This is a genomic window from Pseudocitrobacter sp. 73, assembly GCF_008369545.1.
GTDB lineage: Bacteria > Pseudomonadota > Gammaproteobacteria > Enterobacterales > Enterobacteriaceae > Pseudocitrobacter > Pseudocitrobacter vendiensis.
The window spans coordinates 119,450-144,333 of the sequence record NZ_VTZO01000005.1 but is presented as its reverse complement, the minus strand read 5'-3'; the positions used below and the strand labels follow the sequence as shown (position 1 = coordinate 144,333).

Below are 24,884 nucleotides of genomic sequence, written 5' to 3'. Positions count from 1 at the left end.
GTTGTAAAGAAGGTACATAACATGAATACGACGTTGGCGATTCTGACGGTAGGGGTTGTACCCGTCAAAGAAGTGTTGCCACTACTCACTGAGCACATCAGGGAAGATCAGATTACCCATAAGAGTTTGTTAGGAAATCTGAGTCGTGAGGAGGTTATGAAGGAGTATGGGGCGCAACCGGGAGAGGAAACAATTCTGGCGTTGCTTAACGATAACCAACTGGCTGAAGTCTCCCGTTCAAAAATTGAACGCGATCTCCAGGCCATTATTGAAGTGCTGGATAATCAACAGTATGACGTCATTCTGTTGATGAATACGTTTAAACTGCAACATCTGGTGGCGCGTAATGCGATGCTTATCGAGCCTCAGCGAATTATTCCACCGTTAGTGGCGTCGATTGTAGAAGGCCATCAGGTTGGCGTGATCGTTCCCATTGAGGAGATTCTTCGCGCACAACAGGAGAAGTGGCAGGTACTGCCCTCTGAACCCTATTACGAACTGGCAAACCCGATTCACGGTACCGATCTTGAACTGGTGACCGCCGGGGGAAAACTCATCGAGCAGGGCGCGGATGTACTGGTGCTGGACTGTTTAGGCTTCCATCAGCATCACCGTGATTTGTTACAAAAAGCGCTGGATGTCCCTGTTTTACTGTCAAATGTGCTGGTCGCCAGGCTGGCAGCAGAATTATTAGTTTAACAATATATACCCAAAATAATTCGAGTTGCATGAAGGCGGCAAGGGAGTGAATCCCCGGGAGCGTTCATAAGTACGTGACTGGGGTGAACGAGCGTAGCCAACGCACAGGCAACTTGAAGTATGACGGGTATAAATTCGCGTGACAGGCTTCTGTCCGTACCCCTATATTGAGTGATTAAACACAAGACAATAAGGGCCTGTTTATGCTTCAAAGCAATGAATACTTCGACGGAAAAGTGAAATCCATTGGTTTTACCAGCAGCAGCACCGGGCGCGCGAGCGTCGGCGTGATGGCGGAAGGCGAGTACACCTTTGGCACCGCGCAGCCGGAAGAGATGACGGTAGTCAGTGGCGCGCTGAATGTGTTGCTACCGGGTGCAACCGAGTGGCAAGTGTATACCGCTGGTGAAGTGTTCAACGTGCCCGGCAACAGCGAGTTCCATCTGGAAGTGGCGGAACCGACGTCTTATCTTTGTCGTTATCTGTAAGAGTGTCTCCTTCCTGCTGCGGCAGGAAGGAGTAGTGAAGCATTAACGCTGTGCTTCTCCGCCAAGCCCTTCCACCAGGCTCTTAATCAGAGCTGCCAGTTCCCCGGTCATCAGGATAAAGTCAGCGTCAAAACGCGCGGCGTAGTCTTCTCTGTCGATATCTTCGTTCTGGTCTCGCAGTTCATCGCTGAACTTCAGACGCTTAATTGAACCGTCGTCGCACATCACAAACTGAATGCGCTGCTGCCAGTCGAGCGCCAGTTTGGTCACCAGCTTACCAGCTTCGATATGCACCGCAATTTCATCACAAACCAGATCCTGTTTCTTCGCGCGGATCACGCCGCCATCTTCGAGGATCGCTTTCAGCTCTGCTTCATCGAGGATCTGGAAGCTCTGCGCCGCCGAACCGGAACGCACCCATTCGGTCAGGGTCAGCTCGATCGGGTTTTCCATTGTCAGCGGGACAACCGGCAGTGAACCCAGGCTTTTACGCAGCAGGGCGAGGGTGTCTTCCGCTTTTTTAGCGCTGGCACAGTCAACCATAATCAGATCGTTCACGGTGTCGATCCACATCATCGTCTGGCTGAAGCGGCTGAAGGCGCGCGGCAGCAGAGAGTGCAGCACTTCGTCTTTCAGCGAATCTTTCTCGGTTTTTTTCAGCTTACGACCCTGATCGGCTTCCAGCTTGTGGATCTTCGCTTCCAGCGCCTGTTTCACTACCGGAGACGGCAGGATCTTCTCTTCTTTGCGGGCGCAAATAATAATCTGACCGTTGGCCGTGTGGGTCAACGCGTCGCTTTGCGACGAGCCCATCGGCGGAACCCAACCGGTTTTCGCCATATCCTGGCTTCCGCACGGGGTGAAAGTCCATTCAGCGAGCTGTTTTTCCATCTCTTCGGCGCGCAAAGAAATGTCGCGGCTGAGACGATAAACCATTAAATTTTTGAACCACAGCATGATATTTCCCACGGCTTTATCGTTAAATTCAGCGGGCATGATAACGAATTGTCTCTATGCTTGCATTGTTAATCGGGGAATTTCAGAAGGAGCGTTCTGTGCGTATTGGGATTGATCTGGGCGGTACAAAAACGGAAGTCATCGCGCTAAGCGACAAGGGAGAGCAGCTGTTCAGGCATCGCTTACCGACGCCGCGCGACTATCGTGAAACGATTGAAAACATTGCTCATTTGGTGGCAATGGCCGAAGAGGCGACCGGGCAAACGGGAACGGTTGGAATAGGTATTCCTGGCTCGATTTCGCCCTACACCGGGGTGGTGAAAAACGCTAACTCCACGTGGCTGAACGGGCAGCCGTTTGATAATGATCTCAGCGAGCGTCTGAGCCGGGAAGTGCGTCTGGCGAACGATGCCAATTGCCTGGCGGTATCCGAAGCCATTGACGGCGCGGCGGCGGGGGCACAAACGGTGTTTGCGGTGATTATTGGCACCGGTTGCGGCGCGGGCGTGGCGATTAACGGGCGTTCGCACATCGGCGGTAACGGTACGGCGGGCGAGTGGGGACATAATTCGCTGCCGTGGATGGACGATGACGAATTGCGCTATCGGGCGGAAGTGCCGTGCTACTGCGGGAAACAGGGCTGTATTGAGACCTTTATTTCCGGCACCGGCTTTGCGACGGATTATCATCGGCTGAGCGGCAACGCGCTGAAAGGGCGGGAGATTATGCAACTGGTGGAACAGGGCGATGCTCTGGCGGAGCAGGCCTTCAGCCGCTATGAGCAGCGCCTGGCGAAATCGCTGGCGAACGTGGTAAATATTCTCGATCCGGACGTGATTGTGCTGGGTGGCGGGATGAGTAACGTTGATCGCTTGTATCGAACGATACCGGAGTTAGTGAAGCCGTGGGTGTTTGGCCGCGAGTGCGAAACACCGATTCGCAAAGCGGTGCACGGTGATTCCAGCGGCGTGCGCGGCGCGGCGTGGTTGTGGCCGTTGTAGGGGATGCGTTTGGGGGAATTGTGCGCGCTGATGCCCTCACCCCGGCCCTCTCCCACAGGGAGAGGGAGAACATCACACCGTGCACAATATGTCCCCTCTCCCTTGAGGGAGAGGGCCAGGGTGAGGGGGAAATAGCCGCACATTCCCCCACATTTCAATTTCACTCCACCGCAAACACCTTATCCAGCCTGCTATACCCGAGCCCGTTAATTTTCTTCACTTTAATCTGTACCGGAATGCGCTCTTTCATCGCCTCTACGTGGCTAATCACGCCGATGATTTTGCCGCTGGCGTTGAGCGCATCCAGTGCGTCCAGTGCTGTGTCGAGGGTTTCGCTGTCCAGCGTGCCAAAGCCTTCGTCAAGGAACAGCGAATCTATGCGCGTTTTGTGGCTTACCAGGTCAGAAAGTGCCAGCGCCAGTGCCAGGCTGACGAGGAAACTTTCTCCGCCGGAGAGGGTTCGCGTGTCGCGTACCGCATCCGCCTGCCAGGTGTCGACTACCTCCAGTTCAAGCGCTTCGCTGGCTTTACGTTGCAGAAGATAGCGCCCGTGCAGGCGGCTAAGCTGGTCGTTTGCCAGCCACACCAGATTATCCAGCGTCAGCCCCTGGGCGAATTTGCGGAATTTATCGCCCTCTTTAGAGCCAATCAGTGCGTTCAGATGCGCCCAGTCTTCCACCTGCGCGCTGGCTTTTTCAATCTCCAGCAGCAGGTTTTGTTGCTGGCGGCGGTTCTCTTCATCCTGTTTCAACTGCTGGCGAAGTTCTCCCTGACGCGCGCTGTTTTCCCGCAACTGCTGGGCCATCAGCGCCAGTTGGGTTTGCACCTGTTCAAGTGAAACATCGTCGGTAAGCGTTGCCAGGCGTTGGGCCTGATGACGTTGCAGCGCATCCTGTGCCTGAGTATCCAGCGTGCGGCACTGCTGAAGTTTGCTCTCCAGCGACTGTTTAAGTTGCTCCAGGCGCTCGCGCTCAGGCTGTTCCAGCAATGCGGCCTGAAACGCCACGCGGTCGCTGAATTGTGATTCCGCCAACGCCTGGTCGAACTCGCGCTCGGCTTGATCCAGACGCTCTTTTTCCAGCGCTTCCTGCTGCGACAAGGTTTGCCACTGGCTGGCGAGGGAGATGCAATCGTTGTGGATCTGCTGCCATCCTTCCAGCGAGACAGGCGTTGTCTCTTCGATTTCACACGCAGGCAGGGTGTCCAGCAAAGGCTGAAGCTGGGCGAGTTTATGCTGCGTCTCACCGTGCTGTGTCTGCTGGCTTTGCCAGAGCCGATTTTCCTCTTCGCGTACCGCCAGCCAGGCATTCTCTTCCCCGGCAAGCGGTGCGGTGAGCGAAAGCGTTGCCAGTTGAGCCTGCAACGCCTCGCGGCGCTGGGTGAGTTCATTCTGTGCCTGCGCAATCTGCTGCTGAAGGTCGGTTACCTGCTGCTGTAAATTCAGCCGCTGACTGTGCTGATAAAGCTGCTGTTTGTACTCTTCCTGTGCGGCAAGCCACTCACTAATCGCTTCCTCGGCGCGTAGCGTCACGCCTAACGCGGCCGTCACCTCCTGCCATTGAGAGGTAAGCGCTTGCTCCTGCTGAGAAAGAGACTCCAGCTCGCTTTCTTCAACCTGCTGTTGCTTTTGCAGGGCATCCTGCTGGCCGCGCAGGGTTGCACCTTCTTCCGCCAGCCGTTTGACGTCGCGCTCCAGTACATCGCGACGCGCCTGATTTACGCCTGGCGTCAGCGCCTGGTATTCCGCAATCGCCGGATGCTCGGTCGCACCGCACAGCGGGCAGGCGCAACCGGGTTGCAGCCTGGCGCGTTCGGCTTGCAGACTCACAATGGTTGCTTCCATGTCGCACAGCGCGCGGACGTCGTTCAGTTGCTGGTTTTGCTCTTTGTAGCGCTGGCGGCGATCGGTCAGCTCTGCGGTCAGTTTTTCCAGCTGCTGGCGACGGTTGCCCTGTGCTTCTATCAACTGCTGACGCCGTTTTTGCAGCGGCAGGAACCGTGCATGCAGCGTAGTGAGTTGCTGGCGCAGAGGACGCGCTGCGCTGTGCGCGTTAATGGCGTCGCTGGCTTCGGCAAGATTCAGCGTCAGCGTGGAGGCGGGTAGCTGGGCTAGCTGTTTTTCCAGCGTACTCAGGCGCTGCTGGTTGTTCTGCAACTGCGTGTTTTCACGCGCCTGTAACGCAAATGCAGCTCGCCAGCCGGTGAGTTCGCTGCCCCAGTGCTTGAAGCGATCGTGCTCCTCAAGCCACTGGTTAAGCTGAGTTTGCGTGTGCTGTAACCCGCGCATCTGTTCAACCGCCGTGGCGCGGATGCGGTTACGGCGGGTAGTTGCTTCATGTAAGCGAGTATTTACTTGCAGCGTTTGCTGCTGGGTTCTGGCAAGCGTGATTGCCTGCTCCTGAAGGTGCGCCCAGCGCGGGCGCAGCAGCTCCGCCGGTTGGGCGCGGCGTAACGTTTCCAACTGGGGCTGCGCTGCTGCCAGGGCCTGATCTGCGGCGGTGAGCGCTTCCCGGGCGGTATGCGTTTCGCGCGTCAGTTCCCTCTGGCGCAGCAACCACTGTTGCTGATGTTGGGCGATCGTCTGCTGCTCCAGTGCGACTTTTTCTTCGAGAGTAAGCGCCTGCAAACTTCCCAGCAGTGACTGTTGCTGTTCTTCACTTAGCAGCACCATTCCGGAGGATTGCGCCTGAAGCTTTTCCAGCTCGGTTCGCGCCAGCTTATGCTTTTCAAAGACTTGCGCAGAGATTCGCCCATAAATTTCCGTGCCGGTGAGTTCCTCCAGCAGCTCCGCGCGCTCTTTCGGGCGCGCATTAAGAAACGCGGCGAACTGCCCCTGTGATAGCAACATCGAACGGGTGAAGCGCCCGTAATCCAGCCCGCTCAACGACGCGATAAGTTCGAGCTTGTCTTTGACTTTGTCGGCCAGAATTTTGCCGTCATCGCGACGCGCCAGCTCAACGCGCGGCGCCTGTAGGTTGCCGTCCGGCTGATTGCGCGCGCGGTTCTGGCTCCAGAATGCGCGATAGGCCACGCCCTGTACTTCAAACTCAACTTCCGCCAGACACTCGGCGGTGTCGCGGGTCATCAGATCGTTTTGCGATTGCGATACCGTGTTGAGGCGCGGTGTTTCGTGATACAGCGCGAGACAGATGGCGTCCAGCAGGGTGGTTTTCCCCGCGCCTGTCGGCCCGGTGATGGCAAACAGGCCGTTGCTGGCAAACGGTTCGGCGGTGAAATCGATTTTCCACTCGCCTTTCAGCGAGTTAAGGTTCTTCAGGCGCAGGCTGAGGATTTTCATGGCTGCGGCTCCTCATCAAGCGAGTGTACGGTGAGATCAAACAACGCCTTCAGGCGCGCCTGCTGGGGTTCTTCCAGCGTTTCCAGCGCCAGCCGACGCTGGAAAACCTCTTCAACTTCCAGTTCGCTCAGCGTTTCACGCAGGCTGTTGTCCAGAATGCGCTGACGCTGTTCGCGGCTGCGCCGGACCAGCAGCACATCTACGGGTAAATCATCGGTAATGACCTGAATTTTACGCTGAATATCATGCAGATACTCATCGCTGGTGATTTCGATATCCAGCCAGACCGGGGGCTCAGACGGAGCATCGCGATACTGCGCCAACTGGCTGCTTATGCTCTCAAAGTCGCCCTTAATGATCGCCAGCGGTTGCGTGGCCGGGACATCGATTGGCGTGACGTCCTGAAGCTTACCGTCGACAAAGGTCACCTGGTTAACGCTCTTACTTTTCCCCGTTTCGTCGAAGCTGAGGGGGATAGGCGAGCCGCAGTAGCGAATATGCTCGCTGCCACCAATTTTCTGCGCGCGATGAATATGCCCGAGGGCGATGTAATCGGCGGGCGGGAAGTTTTGCGCCGGGAAGGCATCCAGTGTGCCAATATAGATCTCACGCACGGCATCACTTTTGCTGGCGCCGACGGTGGTCAGGTGGCCGCTGGCGATAATAGGCAGCGGGCGGTCGCCGCGAAGCGTACAGGCCTGCTGGTATTGTTTCTGATAGTAGTCAGTAATGGTTTCCAGTAAATGTTGCTGTTTTTCCGCACCGGAAAGCCCGGCCTGGCTGACGACGATATCGCGCGGGCGCAGAAACGGCACCGGGCAGAAAACTGCGCCGGGTGTGCCGTCGCGGCGATTCAAAATAAAAGGCTCGTGTCCGGCGCTGGCAATCACCGTGGTATTCAGGAACGACAAAATATCGCGCGATTCATTCAGCGTGGCGACGGAGTCATGATTCCCGGCAAGCACCACCAGATGACAGCCGGTTTGTTGCAGATTTACCACAAAGCGGTTGTAGAGCTCGCGCGCATAGCTTGGCGGCGAGCCGGTATCAAAGATATCGCCCGCCACAATAATGGCGTCTATCTGTTCGCGTTGCGCGGTCTCCAGCAGCCAGTTCAGAAACGCATCGTGTTCTGCGGCACGGCTTTTACTGTAAAAATTCTGGCCTAAGTGCCAGTCTGAAGTATGAAGAATTCGCATCGTCGTCCCTGTGGGGAAAAAAGCATAGCCGGGATTATACATTCCCCGGCAGCAGGATCGACGGGTGTCTTCCGCGAGTGTCATATTTCGTAAATCGCCATCATTTTACGGTCATGTTTTTCATAAAAGTGTCATAAATCTGACGCATAATGGCGCCAAATGTATACTGATGGCTAAAAAAACAGGGCATAAAATGGCGAGACGTATTCTGGTCGTTGAAGATGAAGCACCCATCCGCGAAATGGTCTGTTTCGTGCTGGAGCAAAATGGTTTCCAGCCGATTGAGGCGGAAGATTATGACAGCGCGGTGAATCAGCTCAATGAACCCTGGCCCGATCTTATTCTGCTCGACTGGATGCTACCGGGCGGCTCAGGGCTACAGTTTATCAAACATCTCAAGCGTGAAGCGCTGACCCGTGATATTCCGGTTATGATGCTGACGGCGCGCGGTGAAGAAGAGGATCGCGTACGCGGTCTGGAAACCGGCGCGGATGATTACATTACTAAACCCTTTTCCCCGAAAGAGCTGGTGGCGCGTATTAAAGCGGTGATGCGCCGTATCTCCCCAATGGCGGTGGAGGAGGTGATTGAGATGCAGGGTTTAAGCCTTGATCCCACCTCGCATCGCGTGATGACCGGGGAAAACCCGCTCGATATGGGCCCGACCGAATTTAAGTTGCTGCACTTCTTTATGACGCATCCTGAACGCGTCTATAGCCGTGAGCAACTGTTGAACCATGTCTGGGGCACTAACGTTTATGTGGAAGATCGCACGGTGGATGTGCATATTCGCCGCCTGCGTAAAGCGCTGGAACACAGCGGCCACGATCGTATGGTGCAAACCGTTCGCGGCACGGGCTACCGTTTTTCGGCTCGTTTCTGAATGTTGACAGGAGTGTGACGCGTGCTGGAACGGCTGTCATGGAAAAGACTCGCCTTTGAGCTTTTCTTGTGTTGTCTCCCGGCCCTGATATTAGGGCTGCTTATCGGCCATCTTCCCTGGTTTCTGCTGGCCGCGGTGACCGGGTTGTTGATTTGGCATTTCTGGAATCTTTTACGTCTTTCCTGGTGGTTATGGGTCGATCGCAGCATGACGCCACCGCCGGGGCGCGGTAGCTGGGAACCCCTGTTGTACGGCCTTAACCAGATGCAATTGCGTAATAAAAAACGTCGCCGTGAACTGGGTAATCTGATTAAACGCTTTCGTAGCGGTGCAGAATCGCTGCCCGATGCGGTGGTATTGACCACGGAAGAGGGCGCAATCTTCTGGTGTAATGGCCTGGCGCAGCAGTTGCTTGGCCTGCGCTGGCCGGACGACAGCGGGCAAAATATTCTTAACCTGCTGCGTTATCCGGAATTTACGCAGCATCTTAAGCAACGCGAGTTTCTTAAACCGCTGCATCTGGTGCTCAATAATGGGCGCCATCTGGAAATCCGTATCATGCCCTATACCGACCGGCAGTTGCTGATGGTGGCGCGCGATGTCACGCAAATGCATCAGCTGGAAGGTGCGCGGCGCAACTTCTTTGCCAACGTCAGTCATGAACTGCGTACGCCATTGACGGTGTTGCAGGGCTATCTGGAAATGCTTCAGGAGCAGGTGCTCGAAGGCCCAACGCGCGAAAAAGCGTTGCACACCATGCGTGAACAGACGCAGCGTATGGAAGGGCTGGTGAAACAGCTGCTGACGCTATCGAAAATTGAAGCCGCGCCGACACTCACCCTCAATGAAAAGGTGGATGTGCCGATGATGTTGAAGGTGGTTGAACGGGAAGCGCAGACTCTCAGCCAACATCAGCACGAACTTCATTTTGATATTGATGACACGTTGAAAGTGCTGGGCAATGAAGAGCAACTGCGCAGTGCGGTTTCGAATCTGGTGTACAACGCGGTGAATCATACGCCTGCGGGCACGAAAATCACTGTGTGCTGGCAGCATGCGCCGCACGGCGCACAGTTCAGCGTTGAGGACAGCGGGCCTGGCATCGCGGCGGAACATATTCCGCGTTTAACCGAGCGTTTTTATCGCGTGGATAAGGCGCGTTCCCGACAGACCGGCGGCAGCGGATTAGGGCTGGCGATTGTTAAACATGCGTTGAATCACCACGATAGCCGTCTGGATATCGAAAGTCAGCCAGGGAAAGGAACGCGCTTCAGTTTCCTGCTACCGGAACGATTAATTGCCAAATAAAGGGCCTGAACTGGCGCTTGTCACGATGCGTTTCCACAGACCAGCCTCGGCTGGTCTGTTTACTTTGCAGTCAATTTGCCCTCGAATAATTAATGAACAACTGACGCTTTTTTGTTCGCACGATCAGCCATGTGTTTTTCCTATATCTGGTTAATCGTTCCAGGTTTATCTTTAGTATCGGTATAATCGTCTGGTTTCGCGATCCCATATTGCTTTAAAACGTTATAAGCGTTTAAATTGCGCCTAATGCAGTAGGAATCAGACTGTATTTACGTAGCAAATCAAAAAACTATTCTTCCTCACGCTACGAAGGGAGCATATCCCGCTGAGTTTGTTGCTTGTTTCCTCTGAAACATTCCGTTGGAGCGGGCACAAAGTTTTTTATTTGTACAACACCACATCCACAGGCAGTAGTTACATATGACCCATCAGTTAAAAACACGCGACATCATCGCTCTGGGCTTTATGACCTTTGCGTTGTTTGTCGGCGCTGGCAACATCATTTTCCCTCCAATGGTCGGTTTACTGGCGGGTCCGAACGTCTGGATCGCCGCGCTCGGCTTTTTGATTACCGCAGTCGGTCTGCCTGTGTTGACCGTTGTCGCGCTGGCAAAAGTCGGCGGTGGCGTCGATAGCCTGAGTACGCCAATTGGTAAAGTCGCAGGTGTCCTGCTGGCGACAGTTTGTTATTTGGCCGTTGGCCCGCTGTTTGCGACGCCGCGTACCGCGACAGTCTCATTTGAAATTGGTATTGCCCCGCTGACGGGCGATGGCGCGATGCCGCTGTTTATCTACAGCCTGGTCTATTTTGCGCTGGTGATCCTGGTTTCCCTCTATCCGGGCAAACTGCTGGATACCGTCGGCAACTTCCTCGCGCCGATGAAAATTCTGGCATTGCTGGTGCTTTCCGTTGCTGCGGTTATCTGGCCGGCAGGCCCCATCAGCCACGCGCTTGAAGCCTATCAAACAGCACCGTTCTCCAATGGTTTTGTGAATGGTTATCTGACCATGGATACCCTGGGCGCGATGGTGTTCGGGATCGTTATTGTAAACGCGGCACGTTCTCGCGGCGTCACTGAAGCCCGCCTGCTGACTCGTTATACCATCTGGGCGGGCCTGATGGCCGGTGTTGGCCTGACGCTGCTGTACCTGGCGCTGTTCCGTCTGGGTTCTGATAGCGCGCTGCTGGTCGATAAGAGCGCGAACGGCGCGGCGATTCTGCATGCGTATGTGCAGCATACCTTCGGCGGGGCAGGCAGCTTCCTGCTGGCGGCGCTCATCTTTATCGCCTGTCTGGTTACCGCTGTTGGCCTGACCTGTGCGTGTGCGGAGTTCTTCGCGCAGTATCTGCCGCTCTCTTACCGCTCGCTGGTGTTTATTCTGGGTATCTTCTCGATGGCGGTCTCCAACCTGGGGCTGAGCCACCTGATTCAGATCTCCATTCCGGTACTGACGCTGATTTATCCGCCATGTATCGCACTGGTTGTATTAAGCTTTACCCGCGGTTGGTGGCATAATTCGACCCGCGTAATTGCACCCGCGATGTTTATCAGCCTGATGTTTGGTATCCTTGACGGTATCAAAGCATCGGCCTTCGCTGATGTGTTGCCTGGCTGGACGGCGCGTCTGCCGATGGCGGAGCAAGGCCTGGCCTGGCTGCTGCCGACGGTGATAATGGCGGTTCTGGCGATTATCTGGGACCGTGCGGCAGGCCGACAGGTAACGTCTAACGCGCATTAATTTTCGCGCGATAACACTCTGTTTAACCACGGGACTTTACGTCCCGTGGTTTTTTGTTTTTTGGTAAGAAATGGCATTGGAAACGATGGAAAACAACAAGCTGAAGCGCGGGCTAAGTACCCGGCACATTCGCTTCATGGCGCTAGGGTCGGCAATTGGTACCGGGCTGTTTTATGGTTCCGCCGATGCAATCAAGATGGCCGGGCCGAGCGTACTGCTGGCCTATATTATTGGTGGCGTGGCGGCGTATATCATCATGCGCGCGCTGGGCGAAATGTCGGTGCACAACCCGGCAGCCAGTTCTTTCTCGCGCTATGCACAGGAAAACCTCGGCCCGCTGGCAGGCTACATCACCGGCTGGACTTACTGCTTTGAAATCCTGATTGTCGCGATCGCTGACGTCACCGCGTTTGGCATCTATATGGGCGTCTGGTTCCCCGATGTACCGCACTGGATTTGGGTGCTGAGCGTGGTGATGATCATTTGCGCTATCAATTTGATGAGCGTGAAGGTCTTTGGTGAGCTTGAGTTCTGGTTCTCCTTCTTCAAAGTCGCCACCATCATCATCATGATTGCCGCCGGTTTCGGTATTATCATCTGGGGGATTGGCAACGGCGGGCAACCGACCGGCGTACATAACCTCTGGAGCAACGGCGGTTTCTTCAGTAACGGCTGGCTCGGCATGGTGATGTCGCTGCAAATGGTGATGTTCGCCTACGGCGGTATCGAAATTATCGGTATTACCGCCGGTGAAGCAAAAGACCCGGAGAAATCCATTCCGCGCGCCATCAATTCCGTGCCGATGCGTATTCTGGTGTTCTACGTGGGTACACTGTTTGTGATCATGTCTATTTACCCGTGGAACCAGGTGGGCACTGACGGCAGCCCGTTTGTGCTGACTTTCCAGCATATGGGCATTACCTTCGCTGCCAGCATCCTCAACTTTGTGGTGCTGACGGCCTCGCTTTCAGCAATTAACAGCGATGTGTTCGGCGTGGGCCGTATGCTGCACGGCATGGCCGAGCAGGGCAGTGCGCCAAAAGTGTTTGCCAAAACCTCGCGTCGCGGTATTCCGTGGGTCACCGTGATGGTGATGACCATTGCGCTGCTGTTTGCGGTGTATCTGAACTACATCATGCCGGAAAACGTCTTCCTGGTGATCGCCTCGCTGGCGACCTTCGCCACCGTATGGGTGTGGATTATGATCCTGCTCTCACAGGTCGCCTTCCGCCGTCGTCTGTCGCCGGAAGAGGTGAAAGCGCTGAAATTCAAAGTGCCGGGTGGCGTGACCACGACGATTATTGGCCTGATTTTCCTCGTCTTTATCATCGGCCTGATCGGTTATCACCCGGATACGCGTATTTCTCTGTATGTTGGTTTTGCATGGATTGTGCTGCTGCTGATTGGCTGGATGTTTAAATCACGTCGTAGCCGTCGTTAATATGCGCGGTTGGTTGGCTTGATAGGCAAAGCGCCATCAGGCAAAAAACCTAACGGAAAGCCCGGTTAACGTCAGTTGCCGGGCTTTTTTACGCCCCCAGCCTCCGCCCCCGAAAAACGACGAAAAGAGGAGTAGAGCCCAAATAGCTTGTGGCAAGGTGGGCTCACTGTTAACTGAGGGGAATTAAATGATGTTGAACGCCTGGCATCTGCCTGTCGCACCCTTTATTAAGTCGCACGACGATCGCTTGTCGATGACCTTGTGGTTGCGCGGAAACGACCTGCCGCAGCGCATCACGATGCGTGTGGAAATCGACAATGAAGAGTGCGTCGTGGCGATGAAACGCCTGAGCAAATCACCGGTACCGGGCGTAACCGCCTGGCGCGGTGAGATACCGCTCGACAGCGGGCAGTCGCGCCGCCGCTATGCTTTTAAACTCTTGTGGCCAGACCGCCAGCTTTGGTTTGCGCCAAAAGGATTTAGCCCTATTCCACCCGCGAAGCTTGAGTTGTTTGCGGTCGATCTGCCCGACAGCGGGCCGCAGTGGGTGGCTGATCAGATCTTCTATCAAATCTTCCCGGACCGTTTTGCCCGTAGCGAAACGCGTACGCCGGAACAGGACAAGGTTTATTACCACCACGCCGCCGGGCATGACATTATTCTGCGCGACTGGGATGAGCCCCTCACCGCAGACGCAGGGGGGTCGACGTTCTACGGCGGCGACCTGGACGGTATCAGCGAAAAGCTGCCGTATCTGAAAAAACTGGGCGTGACCGGGCTGTACCTGAACCCGGTTTTCACCGCGCCAAGCGTGCATAAATATGACACTCAGGATTATCGCGAAGTAGACCCGCAATTTGGGGGGAACGCGGCTCTGCTGCGCCTGCGCGAAAATACCCACCGCGAGGGGATGCGCCTGATCCTCGACGGCGTGTTTAACCACAGCGGCGACACGCATGCCTGGTTTGATCGGCAGAATACCGCAAGCAGCGGGGCGTGCCATAACGCGTCGTCGCCGTGGCGCGACTGGTACAGCTTCTCGCCGGAGGGCCGCGCGCTGGACTGGCTGGGCTATCCAAGCCTGCCGAAGCTTGATTATCAGTCAGAATCACTGGTCAATGAAATCTATCGCGGCGAAGAGAGCATCGTCCGCCACTGGCTGAAAGCGCCGTGGAATATGGACGGCTGGCGGCTGGATGTGGTGCATATGCTCGGTGAGGGCGGCGGCGCACGCAATAATCTGCAGCACGTCGCCGGAATAACCCAGGCGGCGAAAGAGACGCGCCCGGACTCTTACGTTTTCGGCGAACACTTTGGCGATGCGCGCCAGTGGCTACAGGCCGATACAGAAGACGCGGCGATGAATTATCGCGGCTTTACACTGCCGGTGTGGGCGTTTCTGGCCAATACCGACCTCTCTTACGATCCACAAAAAATCGATGCGCAAACCTGCATGACGTGGATGGAAGATTATCGTGCGGGGCTGTCGCATCAGCAGCAGTTGCGGATGTTTAATCAGCTAGATAGCCACGATACCGCACGCTTCAAAACACTGTTGGGCAAAGATGTCGCCCGATTAGGGCTGGGCGTAGTGTGGTTGTTCAGTTGGCCGGGCGTGCCGTGCATCTATTATGGCGATGAAGTCGGTGTGGACGGCGCGAACGACCCGATGTGTCGTAAGCCGTTCCCGTGGGATAAAAGTCAGCAGGACGGTGAACTGCTCGCGCTTTATCAGCGGATGGCGAAACTGCGTAAAAAGAGCGAAGCATTGCGGCGCGGCGGTTGCCAGGTGCTGTACGCCGAAGATAACGTCGTGGTGTTTGCGCGTGTCCTGAAAAGGGAGCGCGTGCTGATAGCCATTAACCGTGGTGAGGCCTGCGAAGTGGTGCTGGAAGATACGCCGCTGCTGAGCTTTAACACGCTCACGCAGCGGGAAGGCAGTGGCGAAAATCAGGATGGCGTACTGACGCTACCTGCACTGTCGGCCACGGTCTGGTTTGGCGAGTAAATCAGGGGTAAAGCGGGACGGTCAGATTGTAGTTGATGACCGCGTCCCGCCACCATTGCTGTGCTAGCCCGTCATGGCCGTTGCGCCAGGCAATATAGGCAACATCTTTCTGTCGGCACGACACCACCTTTTTCTCAATCAGATCGCCGGCGTCTATCCAGGGATGGGCAATATGTCGCGGCAGGAATCCGCAGCCTAACCCGGCTCGCAATAGGGTGACTTTGGAATGAAAATCATCGACGCGGATCTGCGCCTGTTCATCAATAAGATTAGAATTGATGGGGCGGCACAGGCGCGCGCTGTCACTGACCACGACGGCACGATGTTTGATCATTTGTTCCACGGTTATCGGTTCCTGCTCCTGCGCCAGCGGATGTACCGGGGAGACCACAAAGGCGTTGTCGAGCATACCAAGCATATGCCATGACCAGGCGGCAGAAGTCGGGGGATCGTTTATTGCCCCCAGAATGATATCTGCACCGTTATGCGTCAGTTCCTCCCACGCGCCGGCCAGCGTATGGTGGCTGAAATTAAGGCGGGTCTGTTTATGCAGGGCATAGAATTCTTCAATGATAGGTATCAGTGCGTCGAATGGAAAAGAGTCATCCAGCGCGATTAACAGCTCTTTTTCCCATCCCGAATTGACCTGCACGGCCTGTTTTTCCAGATCGCGCGCGGCGCTGAGTAATACGCGCCCCTTTTCCAGCATCATTCTACCCGTGTCGGTAAACTTTGCGCGGTGTCCTGAACGATCGAGAAGTGTAATATCGAGTTCGCTTTCAAGCTTTTGCACCATATAGCTGAGCGCGGCAGGGGTTTTATAAAGCGACTCCGCAGCAGCAGCAAAACTGCCGTGTCGGTCGATCGCGTCAAGGATTTGTAAAACGTCCAGATTAATACGCATAACGTTAATTATTTCCCGAATAAAATCTTTCCTGTTTTAACAAAAACCATGGCAACTATGCTAGTAATGAAATTTCTGAAATCAATAGTTTGCGTGCTAATTTATGATAACCCGTTCATTTAATAACATAATATTTACCGTCATCGAACCATAAATTTTCTTTAATAACTCGTTAAAAATTTCCGGCTATACTCATCCTGCATTCTGATTCAGTATCCACCTGTCATTTAGTCCTAAAATTTCCACTTAACTCATTGCTTAAGAAGGTGTTTTTATGTCTATTCGGGAACTGATCGATCCATCCAACTCCACCCTCATTTTTATCGACCATCAACCGCAAATGTCCTTCGGCGTGGCGAATATCGATCGTCAGACGTTGAAAAATAACACCGTTGCATTGGCAAAAGCCGGTAAAATTTTTAACGTCCCAACCATCTATACCTCGGTTGAAACCAAAAGCTTCAGTGGCTATATCTGGCCGGAACTGCTGGCGGTTCATCCGGAAATTAAACCGATTGAACGCACCTCCATGAACTCCTGGGAAGATGAAGCTTTCGTGAAGGCGGTAAAAGCCACCGGACGTAAAAAGCTGATTATTTCTGCCCTGTGGACTGAGGTTTGTCTGACCTTCCCGGCATTAATGGCGCTGGAAGAAGGTTTTGAAGTTTATGTGGTTACCGATACGTCTGGCGGTACTTCGGTTGATGCGCACGAACGTTCCATCGATCGTATGGTTCAGGCTGGCGCCGTTCCGGTAACCTGGCAGCAAGTGCTGCTGGAGTACCAGCGTGACTGGTCACGTAAAGAAACTTACGACGCGGTGATGGATCTGGTTCGTGAGCACAGCGGCGCCTATGGTATGGGCGTGGATTATGCTTACACCCTGGTTCACGGCGCGCCGGAACGCAAAGCGTAATGACGACGACGGGGGGCGAAACGCTTCCCGTCAGAATGCGACAGCAAGGAAAACCGTCATGACGCAAAAACATGTAACGCTGGTGATTACGCATGCGCTGCGTCCGGAAGATGCGGACCAGTATGAAGCCTGGCTCGGCAAAATCATGCCCGTTGCCGCAGAGTATCCCGGCCATCTTGGCGCTAACGTTATTCGCCCGGCGGACGGGCAGGTTGCCTGGAATATCATCATTCGCTTCGATACCCTGGAGCACCTCTACGCCTGGACGCAGTCCGAAACGCGCAAACAGCTGGTGGATGAAATTACCCCCCTATTAGCCGAAGGCGATCACACGGAAGTCCGAACCGAAGCGGCGTTCTGGTTTACGCCACCGTCACCGCACGTGCGTCAGCCAAAACAGTGGAAACAATTTCTCATCACGCTGCTGGTGATCTTTCCCAGCACCAACCTGGTGCCGTGGATAACCGGCGCGCTGTTCCCCGCCCTGCAGGGCTCCTTGCTGCTTCATTTCATTAACGATGCCTGTGTGGTTGCGCTGGTTGTCTGGCTCTGGATGCCCATCGTGACCCGACTATTCGCCGGATGGCTTAAAAAAGCCTGATCCGGTTTGAGGAGAGTGACATGTCACAAAAAGCCACACTGATCCTGAATCAGGGTCGAATTCACACGCTCGATCGTCAGCATCCGCTGGCGGAAGCGGTGGCGATTGCCAACGGTAAAATTCTGGCAACAGGCAGCAACGATCAAATTATGTCCTACGCGGGCGAAGGCACGCAGATTGTCGATCTGAAAGGGCATACGGTGATCCCGGGGCTGAATGACTCGCACCTGCACCTGATTCGTGGCGGCCTGAACTACAACCTTGAGCTGCGCTGGGAAGGTGTGCCGTCGCTGGCAGACGCATTGAGAATGCTGAAAGATCAGGCCGATCGCACGCCGTCGCCGCAGTGGGTGCGCGTGGTGGGCGGCTGGAGCGAATTCCAGTTTGCCGAACGCCGCATGCCAACCATTGAAGAGCTGAATGAAGCCGCGCCGGATACGCCGGTGTTTGTGCTGCATCTGTACGATCGCGCGCTGCTCAACCGCGCGGCGCTGAAAGCCGTGGGTTACACCAAAGAGACGCCAAACCCGGCGGGCGGCGAAATCGTGCGTGATAATAACGGCAACCCAACCGGGATGCTGATCGCCAAACCCAATGCGATGATCCTCTACTCAACGCTGGCGAAAGGGCCAAAACTGCCGCTGGAGATGCAGGTGAACTCGACTCGCCAGTTTATGCGCGAGCTGAACCGCCTTGGGCTGACCAGCGCCATTGATGCTGGCGGCGGCTTCCAGAACTACCCGGAAGATTACGAAATCATCGAAGAACTGCACGCTAAAGAGCAGATGACGATTCGTATCGCCTATAACTTGTTCACGCAGCGGCCGAAACAGGAGCTGGAAGATTTCGAGCGCTGGACGGATATGCTGAAACCGGGCCAGGGCACCGATTTCTATCGTGCCAACGGCGCAGGCGAGATGCTGGTATTCTCGGCGGCGGATTTCGAAGACTTCCTCCAGCCGCGTCCGGACCTGCCGGAAGGGATGGAAGATGAACTGGAGCGCGTGGTGCGTCACCTGGTAGAGCACCGCTGGCCGTTCCGCCTGCACGCCACCTATGACGAATCGATCAGCCGCATGCTGGATGTGTTCGAAAAAGTGAACCGCGACATTCCGTTTAACGGCCTGCACTGGTTCTTTGACCACGCAGAAACCATCACTGAACGTAATATCGAACGTGTTAAAGCGCTGGGCGGCGGGATTGCAGTACAGCACCGTATGGCCTTCCAGGGTGAATACTTCATCGAGCGTTACGGTAAAGAAGCGGTGAAACATACCCCGCCGGTTGCCAAAATGCTGGCTGCTGATGTGCCTGTCGGACTGGGTACGGATGCCACCCGCGTGGCAAGCTACAACCCGTGGACCGCGCTTTACTGGCTGGTTTCTGGCCGCACGGTTGGTGGTATGGCGATGTATGACGATGAAAACCGTCTGCCGCGCGATGTGGCGCTGGAACTGTGGACCGCAGGCAGCGCGTGGTTCTCCAGTGAGCAGGGTAAAAAAGGCCGCATCGAGAAAGATCAGCTTGCCGACCTGGTGGTGCTGTCGAAAGACTACTTCAGCGTGCCGGAAGAAGAGATCAAGGGTATTGAATCGGTGATGACTATCGTGGATGGCAAAGTGGTGTATGCCGCCGGTCACTTCACGCCGCTGGCGCCGCCAGCGATTCCGGTAGTACCTGACTGGTCACCGGTGGTGAAAGTGCCGGGCCATTATCGCTCTGCGCCGCCGGTTGCCGGAAAAATGGGCGCCGTGGTGCAGATGCACCAGTGCTGCGGTAGCTGCGGCGTACACGGCCATCAGCATGATATCGCGCGTAAGTCGTCGATTCCTGTCTCCGATGAACAGGCATTCTGGGGCGTGTTGGGCTGTTCCTGCTTCGCGTTCTGATGCCACTGCTAGCCGGATGGGGCCACCCATCCGGTTTTATGTTGTTCCCTTCTGAAAATCCTTTCTCTTTACAAAGATTATTAGCGTAAATGCAACCATTTGTGTCAATCTGCATCTATCCGTGATGGCTTAAGGTGGAAACATGGACGAGCTGGTAATCCTTGGCTGTATCGTACTGTTCTTTGCGCTGGTGGTGGTACCCATCCTGGCGATTGTCGCCATTAATCGTACTTCCGCCATGCGCTATGAGATTTCGCTGCTTCGCCGTCGGCTCGAGGAGCTGGAGCAACGCGGTGCTCATGATGCGCCGGAGCCAAAACCGGTTGCGGCAGTTGAACCGGTGATTCCCGTCGAGCCCGTTCAATCCGCGCCCGCCAATCCCTGGCAGCCCACGGAAAAACACGAACCGGTATCACCGCCCGAGCGCGCGACATCGTCGGCATTTGGCGGCGTATTCACGTCATTATTACGCTGGTTTATGCAGGGTAACCCACTGGCTAAACTGGGTATTCTGCTGCTGTTTCTTGGGCTCTCTTTCCTGTTGCGCTATACGGTCGAGCATGCGCTGTTTCCGCTGGAGCTGCGTCTTGTGGCGACGGCGCTTTGTGCGGTGGTGCTGCTGGCTATCGGCTGGCGATTGCGGCATAAACAGCGCGTCTATGCGTTGATCCTGCAGGGCGGTGCAACGGGCGTGCTTTATCTCACCGTTTTCGGGGCATTTCGCCTGTGGCAAATGTTGCCGATGACGCTGGCCTTTGCGCTGCTGGTGCTGATTTGCGCGGCAAGCGTTGGCCTGGCGGTGCTGCAAAATGCCCTGAGCCTGGCGATGCTGGCGAGCCTCGGCGGCTACCTTGCGCCAGTGCTGCTCTCAACGGGAAGCGGCAACTACATTGCGCTGTTCTCTTTCTACCTGCTTCTGTCCATTGGCATTCTGGCGATTAGCGCGCGGCAACACTGGCGCGAACTGAATCTGTTAGGACTGCTTTTTACCTTTGGCGTGGGCGGATTGTGGGGCATGAATGATTATCGCCCTGAATACTGGCTTAACTGCCAGCTGTTCCTTATCGCCAATATCCTGATTTTCGGCGTCCTGAGCGTACTGATCTCCTGGCGATCGCAGGAAAAAGGCAAGCGTGTGGTTGACGGCGTTTTGCTCTTCGCACCGCCGCTGATTGGTTTTGGTATGCAGTATGTCATGACCCAACACATGACGTATGGCCCGGCAATCAGCGCGCTGGGCTACGGCGCGTTTTATCTGGCGCTGGCGTGGCTGGTTTTGCGTCGATTCCCGTCGGCGGAACGTACCCTGGTGCTGGCTGCGCTGGCGCTGGGCGGCGCTTTCACTACGCTCGCCATTCCGCTGGCCCTTTCCGCGCGCTGGACGGCGATGGCCTGGGCGCTTGAAGGTGTGGGGGTGCTGTGGTTAGGCATGCAGCAACAGCAGCGGCGCATGAGTTTTAGCGGCACCGCGCTATTACTGCTGGCGCTGGGCAGCGGCCTCTGGGCGCTGATGGACGAGACAACGCCGCTCTCTATCATGATGATTTTCGCCGTGCTCAGCCTTAGCTGGCTCGCTGCCGCCTGGTTGTGGCGCGCGGAAATACGACGTCTGAGCCTGGCGCTGTTAATCGGCGGCGTCGCATTCTGGGTGATTGCCCTCGCGGGTGCGGCGCAACTCGTCACTACCCAGGACGCGACGACAGGATTTGTCCTGCTCGCGTTGATAGCCCTTTCGGCCTGGGTCTGGCGTTATATGCGCCAGCGTTTGGTATGGCGTGAACTCGGCTTTGCGCAGTGGCTACTGTGGCCCGCCATGCTGTTGATGCTGTTTGAGCAAATTCATCAGCAGCAACTTTTCGCCGCAGGCTGGCACAACCTGGCGTGGGTAATTGCGCTGCCGTCTGCGCTCATGCTGCTTTATCGTGATGACAGTACGGTGCCTGCACGCCTTTCGCAGGGGCTGCATCTCGCGTTGCTATGGATGCTGATGCTCGCATTTGGGGCCGAACTGCTGTGGTTTGTGCAGTCGCTGCCGTGGGGAATGAGCGCCTGGCAAAGCGGCCTGCTGATGGCAGCGGGAGGTATTACCCTTTTGCTGATACACGCCGCGCTTCGCCGGGCCTGGTGGCCGTTCTGCCGCTGGCCGGAAATGTATGGCGGCGTGGCGATTGCTCCCGTGGCGGCCCTGTTGCTTGGTTTGCTCGTACTGACCAACTTACAAAGCGGTGTGGTCTACCGTCAGCTTTATCTGCCGTTGATTAACCCTCTGGAAGAGGGGGCGGCTTTTGCACTGCTTGGGCTTTACGTTGCAGAGCGCTATGTTCGGCGTTATCTGCCGTCGGCATGGCGCGCGTCGGGGGCGTGGCTGCTCGCCGGGCTGGCTTTCTGGTGGCTGAACGGCATGCTGATGCGCGCACTGGCGTGGTATGGCGACGTTGCCTGGGATTTCAGCGCGCTCTGGCAGTCGCGGCTTATTCAAACCACCTTTGTGCTGTTCTGGATGCTGATAGCGCTCATCATTATGATTCGCGCAACGCGCAACGTCTCACGCAAAATGTGGCTGTGCGGTGCCGTGCTATTAGGCGTCGTTATTATCAAACTGATGCTGGTCGACAGCGCAGGCGGTGGCGGTCTGGCGCGCGCGGTGGCGTTTATTGGTGTGGCGATACTGGTATTGATTGTCGGTTATTTCTCGCCGTTGCCACCGAAAGCAGGAGAGCAAAAATGAAACGGATAAAAGCGATGGTGTGCAGCCTGCTTCTGGCGGGCAGTTCCTCTGCCTTTGCGGCGGAATCCCCGCGTGACTACGCTACGGGAATGACGCTGGAAACGTCTTCGTCATCACCGTGGTATCGCGTGGCGTTACCGCGTGAGGTCTATCAGCACAGCGCCTGGCCCGACTTGCGCGACGTTCGGGTATTCAATCAACAGGGCGAGCGCGTTCCCTTTACGTTAATGACGAAGTCAACGCCGCCTGCCGTAGCGGATTCGGTCGTCCTGCGCCTGTTTCCTTTAGCGGCCTCGCCAATCACCACGACGGATGCCCGTGCGCCGCAGACGATCCGCCTGAAGGCAGCCAATGGTGTGGAAATTAACCTTCAGGGCGATGAGGCAAAATCGGTGGGTCAGAGCTATTTACTGACCTTACCTGACAGCCGGGAAGCGTCGCTACACCTGACACAACTGCGGCTGGACTGGGCGGCATCGAGCACAAGCTGGCAGGGTAACGCTTCGGTTTACGCCAGCCGGGATCTCAGCCACTGGCAGCGCGTTCAGGAAAATGCGCCGCTGATGGATCTTTCCCGTGACGGCGAACGGTTGAAGATGAACACAGTGGCTGCCGAATTGACGCTGTCGCCCAAAGGCAGACGTTACTTGCTGCTGGTTCTTGACCCACAAACGCCCATGCCGGAGTTAAAAGGCGTAATGGCCGTGGCGCAACCGCAAGAGCCGCTTACTGAGCGTATTCAGCTCCCGGCGGCGGTCGCCAACGCCACATCAACCGAGGCCATCTGGCAATGGGATCAACCGCAACCGTTAAGCGCGCTTTCGATCACGCTGATGGAAGAAGGGGTTTTGCCGGTCGATATCGCCTGGCGAAGTGATGAGAAAAGCGAATGGCACCCACTGGCAAAAAGCGTGTTGTATAACGTCAACGATCAAGCGCAGGAGGCGTTTCCGCTCTCTGCGAATGTTGTTGAGGCTATTCGTATTACTACGGTGGATGCCCATCTGCCGCAAACGCTGCCGAGGGTAAGCGGCGAGCGTGAGGTTAAAGTGCTGGTCTTTAATGCGCAGGGCAAGGGCCCCTATATGCTGGCCTGGGGAAATAAGGCGGCAGAAAACGTTGCATTGCGTCTGAACCAGTTAATTCCTGAATCGCTCCCGGCGAGCAAAAACATCGAGACGCTGCCCTGGGCGCAGCCGCTGGAGACCATCAAACTGGGCGGTGACACGCGATTGCAGGCGGTGAGTGCGGGTGAACAACAGAAATTGTGGGTCGCCATTGCGGTGTGGGCAGTGCTTATTGTCGGCGTGGGGGCGCTGCTGATGGTGGCGTTGCGAATCTGGCGAGAAGCCCGGCGCTAAAAACAAAAAGGCTCGCCTGCGCGAGCCATTTTTATTCATCCGCCAATTACAGGCTGGAGACGTTTTCGGTCAGGTATTTTGCTACGCCGTCCGGGGACGCCGCCATACCTTCTTTCCCTTTTTCCCACTGCGCCGGGCACACTTCGCCGTGTTCTTCGTGGAACTGCAGCGCGTCAACCATACGCAGCATTTCGTCGATGTTACGACCCAGCGGCAGGTCGTTAACCACCTGGTGGCGAACAACGCCGTTGGCGTCGATCAGGAAAGAACCACGCAGCGCTACGCCCGCGTCCGGGTGTTCGATGCCGTAGGCTTTCTGGATTTCGCGTTTGATGTCAGCAACCATCGCGTATTTCACCGCACCGATGCCGCCTTTGTCGACCGGGGTGTTACGCCATGCGTTGTGAACGAATTCGGAGTCAAAGGAAACACCAACCACTTCTACACCGCGTTTCTGGAACTCTTCGTAGCGTTTATCGAACGCGATCAGTTCAGACGGGCAGACAAAGGTGAAGTCCATTGGCCAGAAGAACAGCACGGTGGCTTTGCCGTTGGTGTGCTGTTTGAAGTTAAAGTTTTCAACGATTTCGCCGTTACCGAGCACTGCCGCAGCGGTAAAGTCAGGAGCCTGACGAGTAACCAGAACCATGGGTTCTCCTTTGAGTGTAGAAAGTAAGTAGTACGCAACGCGGGCCAGTATAGAGAGTGAACCGCAATGACTCAAAGAGGCTACAGCAATCGATGTTTAAAGTTCTGCCTATTAATAGATAAATGTTTGACAGGTCAGGGTTAAAGCTCGCGTGCTTTGGCCTGCGCCATCATCTGCGGATAAAACTGCCAGAACTGTTTCTCCAGTTGCGCATAATGCTGGTCTAAATCGTGCCAGGAGTCACGCAAAGCGTCCAGTTTCGGACGTCGGCTGGCCATGCCGTTCAGCACGCGCTGAATAAATTCCATTTCGCGATAGCGCTCCAGCCAACGTTCTGACCAAAGGTAGTCATTCAGATTCACGAAGCGCGGTGGCGAGTCGGGCAGAATCAGCGACACCTGCTCATGGGCGTACTCGACGAACTCCGGCAGCGCCATCTGCGGGGAAAGCTGCGACCAGTGACGCGAGAGAAAATGGTCCCACATCACATCAAGCGTGATAGGCGCAACGCGCCGCGTTTGCGGGCGGAACCATTCCAGGGCTTCTTTCACCTCAGGCAGGTTATCGGTCATCACGTCGATGCGCCGATGCATGTAAATCCCGTCGACCACCTCGGCCGGGTAGCTGTTATCCGGATTGCCGCGCACAAAATCGGCCAGCAGATTGCCGGACAACGAGCTGTCAGCGAGGTACGCGAGATGCAGGTGAGCTAAAAAATTCATCGATTATTATCTATCCAGAGGGGGATAGGGTTGCAGGGAGAACGCCCCGGCACTAGACTACCCGCCTCATTATTAAGTCCAGAGTCTTAGAG

At 55.7% G+C, this 24,884-nt stretch carries 19 protein-coding genes; 13 read left to right on the top strand and 6 right to left on the bottom strand.

Annotation, left to right across the window (positions count from 1 at the left end; genetic code table 11):
- The first annotated feature begins 21 nt into the window (after window positions 1-21).
- On the top strand, window positions 22-699 hold the full coding sequence (locus F0Q32_RS04740; RefSeq protein WP_149462168.1) for an AroM family protein: 678 nt from the start codon (window positions 22-24) through the stop codon (window positions 697-699).
- 203 nt (window positions 700-902) lie between these two features.
- On the top strand, window positions 903-1,187 hold the full coding sequence (gene ppnP / locus F0Q32_RS04735) for a pyrimidine/purine nucleoside phosphorylase (protein ID WP_015965634.1): 285 nt from the start codon (window positions 903-905) through the stop codon (window positions 1,185-1,187).
- 42 nt (window positions 1,188-1,229) lie between these two features.
- On the opposite strand, the gene rdgC is transcribed toward ppnP, so the two are convergent.
- A complete protein-coding gene (rdgC, locus tag F0Q32_RS04730; RefSeq protein ID WP_015965633.1) occupies window positions 1,230-2,144 on the bottom strand; it encodes a recombination-associated protein RdgC in 915 nt (304 codons plus the stop codon).
- Window positions 2,145-2,242: 98 nt separating this feature from the next.
- On the opposite strand from rdgC, the gene mak reads away from it, so the two are divergent.
- Window positions 2,243-3,145 (top strand): fructokinase, encoded by a 903-nt coding sequence (gene mak, locus F0Q32_RS04725; protein WP_149462167.1) that lies wholly within the window; start codon window positions 2,243-2,245, stop codon window positions 3,143-3,145.
- A gap of 160 nt (window positions 3,146-3,305) precedes the next feature.
- Here the strand turns inward: mak and sbcC are convergent, their stop codons facing one another.
- Complete coding sequence (gene sbcC, locus F0Q32_RS04720; RefSeq protein ID WP_149462166.1) at window positions 3,306-6,443, bottom strand: exonuclease subunit SbcC; 3,138 nt, start codon at window positions 6,441-6,443, stop codon at window positions 3,306-3,308.
- Window positions 6,440-7,642, bottom strand: a complete 1,203-nt coding sequence (gene sbcD / locus F0Q32_RS04715; protein WP_149462165.1) for an exonuclease subunit SbcD — start codon at window positions 7,640-7,642, stop codon at window positions 6,440-6,442. Before sbcD ends, sbcC begins: the two co-directional genes overlap by 4 nt.
- 193 nt (window positions 7,643-7,835) lie before the next feature.
- Here sbcD and phoB point away from each other — a divergent pair, with 193 nt between their 5' ends.
- The 5 genes from phoB (at window position 7,836) to malZ (ending at window position 15,022) form a co-directional block, all read left to right on the top strand.
- Window positions 7,836-8,525 (top strand): phosphate response regulator transcription factor PhoB, encoded by a 690-nt coding sequence (gene phoB, locus F0Q32_RS04710; RefSeq protein ID WP_015965629.1) that lies wholly within the window; start codon window positions 7,836-7,838, stop codon window positions 8,523-8,525.
- Window positions 8,526-8,546: 21 nt separating this feature from the next.
- Window positions 8,547-9,833: a phosphate regulon sensor histidine kinase PhoR gene (gene phoR / locus F0Q32_RS04705; protein WP_149462164.1), complete on the top strand. Its 1,287-nt coding sequence runs from the start codon at window positions 8,547-8,549 to the stop codon at window positions 9,831-9,833.
- A gap of 420 nt (window positions 9,834-10,253) precedes the next feature.
- Entirely contained in the window at window positions 10,254-11,573 is a 1,320-nt protein-coding gene (brnQ, locus tag F0Q32_RS04700; protein ID WP_149462163.1) for a branched-chain amino acid transporter carrier protein BrnQ, read from the top strand.
- Between the two features lie 85 nt (window positions 11,574-11,658).
- On the top strand, window positions 11,659-13,014 hold the full coding sequence (proY, locus tag F0Q32_RS04695; RefSeq protein ID WP_149462178.1) for a proline-specific permease ProY: 1,356 nt from the start codon (window positions 11,659-11,661) through the stop codon (window positions 13,012-13,014).
- A gap of 190 nt (window positions 13,015-13,204) precedes the next feature.
- Entirely contained in the window at window positions 13,205-15,022 is a 1,818-nt protein-coding gene (gene malZ, locus F0Q32_RS04690) for a maltodextrin glucosidase (protein ID WP_149462177.1), read from the top strand.
- 1 nt (window position 15,023) lies between these two features.
- On the opposite strand, the gene F0Q32_RS04685 is transcribed toward malZ, so the two are convergent.
- Window positions 15,024-15,926, bottom strand: coding sequence for a LysR family transcriptional regulator (locus tag F0Q32_RS04685; protein ID WP_149462162.1), 903 nt, complete (start codon window positions 15,924-15,926; stop codon window positions 15,024-15,026).
- A gap of 274 nt (window positions 15,927-16,200) precedes the next feature.
- Here F0Q32_RS04685 and F0Q32_RS04680 point away from each other — a divergent pair, with 274 nt between their 5' ends.
- The 5 genes from F0Q32_RS04680 to F0Q32_RS04660 all read left to right on the top strand — a co-directional run bounded on the left by F0Q32_RS04680 (window position 16,201) and on the right by F0Q32_RS04660 (window position 23,421).
- On the top strand, window positions 16,201-16,842 hold the full coding sequence (locus F0Q32_RS04680) for a hydrolase (RefSeq protein WP_015965623.1): 642 nt from the start codon (window positions 16,201-16,203) through the stop codon (window positions 16,840-16,842).
- A gap of 58 nt (window positions 16,843-16,900) precedes the next feature.
- Window positions 16,901-17,443, top strand: a complete 543-nt coding sequence (locus tag F0Q32_RS04675; RefSeq protein WP_149462161.1) for an antibiotic biosynthesis monooxygenase — start codon at window positions 16,901-16,903, stop codon at window positions 17,441-17,443.
- A gap of 20 nt (window positions 17,444-17,463) precedes the next feature.
- Complete coding sequence (locus tag F0Q32_RS04670) at window positions 17,464-19,332, top strand: amidohydrolase (RefSeq protein ID WP_149462160.1); 1,869 nt, start codon at window positions 17,464-17,466, stop codon at window positions 19,330-19,332.
- Between the two features lie 142 nt (window positions 19,333-19,474).
- Complete coding sequence (locus F0Q32_RS04665) at window positions 19,475-22,060, top strand: DUF2339 domain-containing protein (protein ID WP_149462159.1); 2,586 nt, start codon at window positions 19,475-19,477, stop codon at window positions 22,058-22,060.
- On the top strand, window positions 22,057-23,421 hold the full coding sequence (locus tag F0Q32_RS04660; protein WP_149462158.1) for a DUF3999 domain-containing protein: 1,365 nt from the start codon (window positions 22,057-22,059) through the stop codon (window positions 23,419-23,421). The genes F0Q32_RS04665 and F0Q32_RS04660 overlap by 4 nt, the downstream gene beginning before the upstream one ends.
- Window positions 23,422-23,467: 46 nt before the next feature.
- Here the strand turns inward: F0Q32_RS04660 and F0Q32_RS04655 are convergent, their stop codons facing one another.
- Window positions 23,468-24,070, bottom strand: coding sequence for a peroxiredoxin (locus F0Q32_RS04655; protein WP_113858772.1), 603 nt, complete (start codon window positions 24,068-24,070; stop codon window positions 23,468-23,470).
- Window positions 24,071-24,210: 140 nt separating this feature from the next.
- The gene (gene acpH, locus F0Q32_RS04650; protein WP_149462157.1) at window positions 24,211-24,792 is read right to left on the bottom strand and encodes an ACP phosphodiesterase; all 582 of its coding nucleotides are present in this window, start codon (window positions 24,790-24,792) and stop codon (window positions 24,211-24,213) included.
- Window positions 24,793-24,884 lie beyond the last annotated feature (92 nt).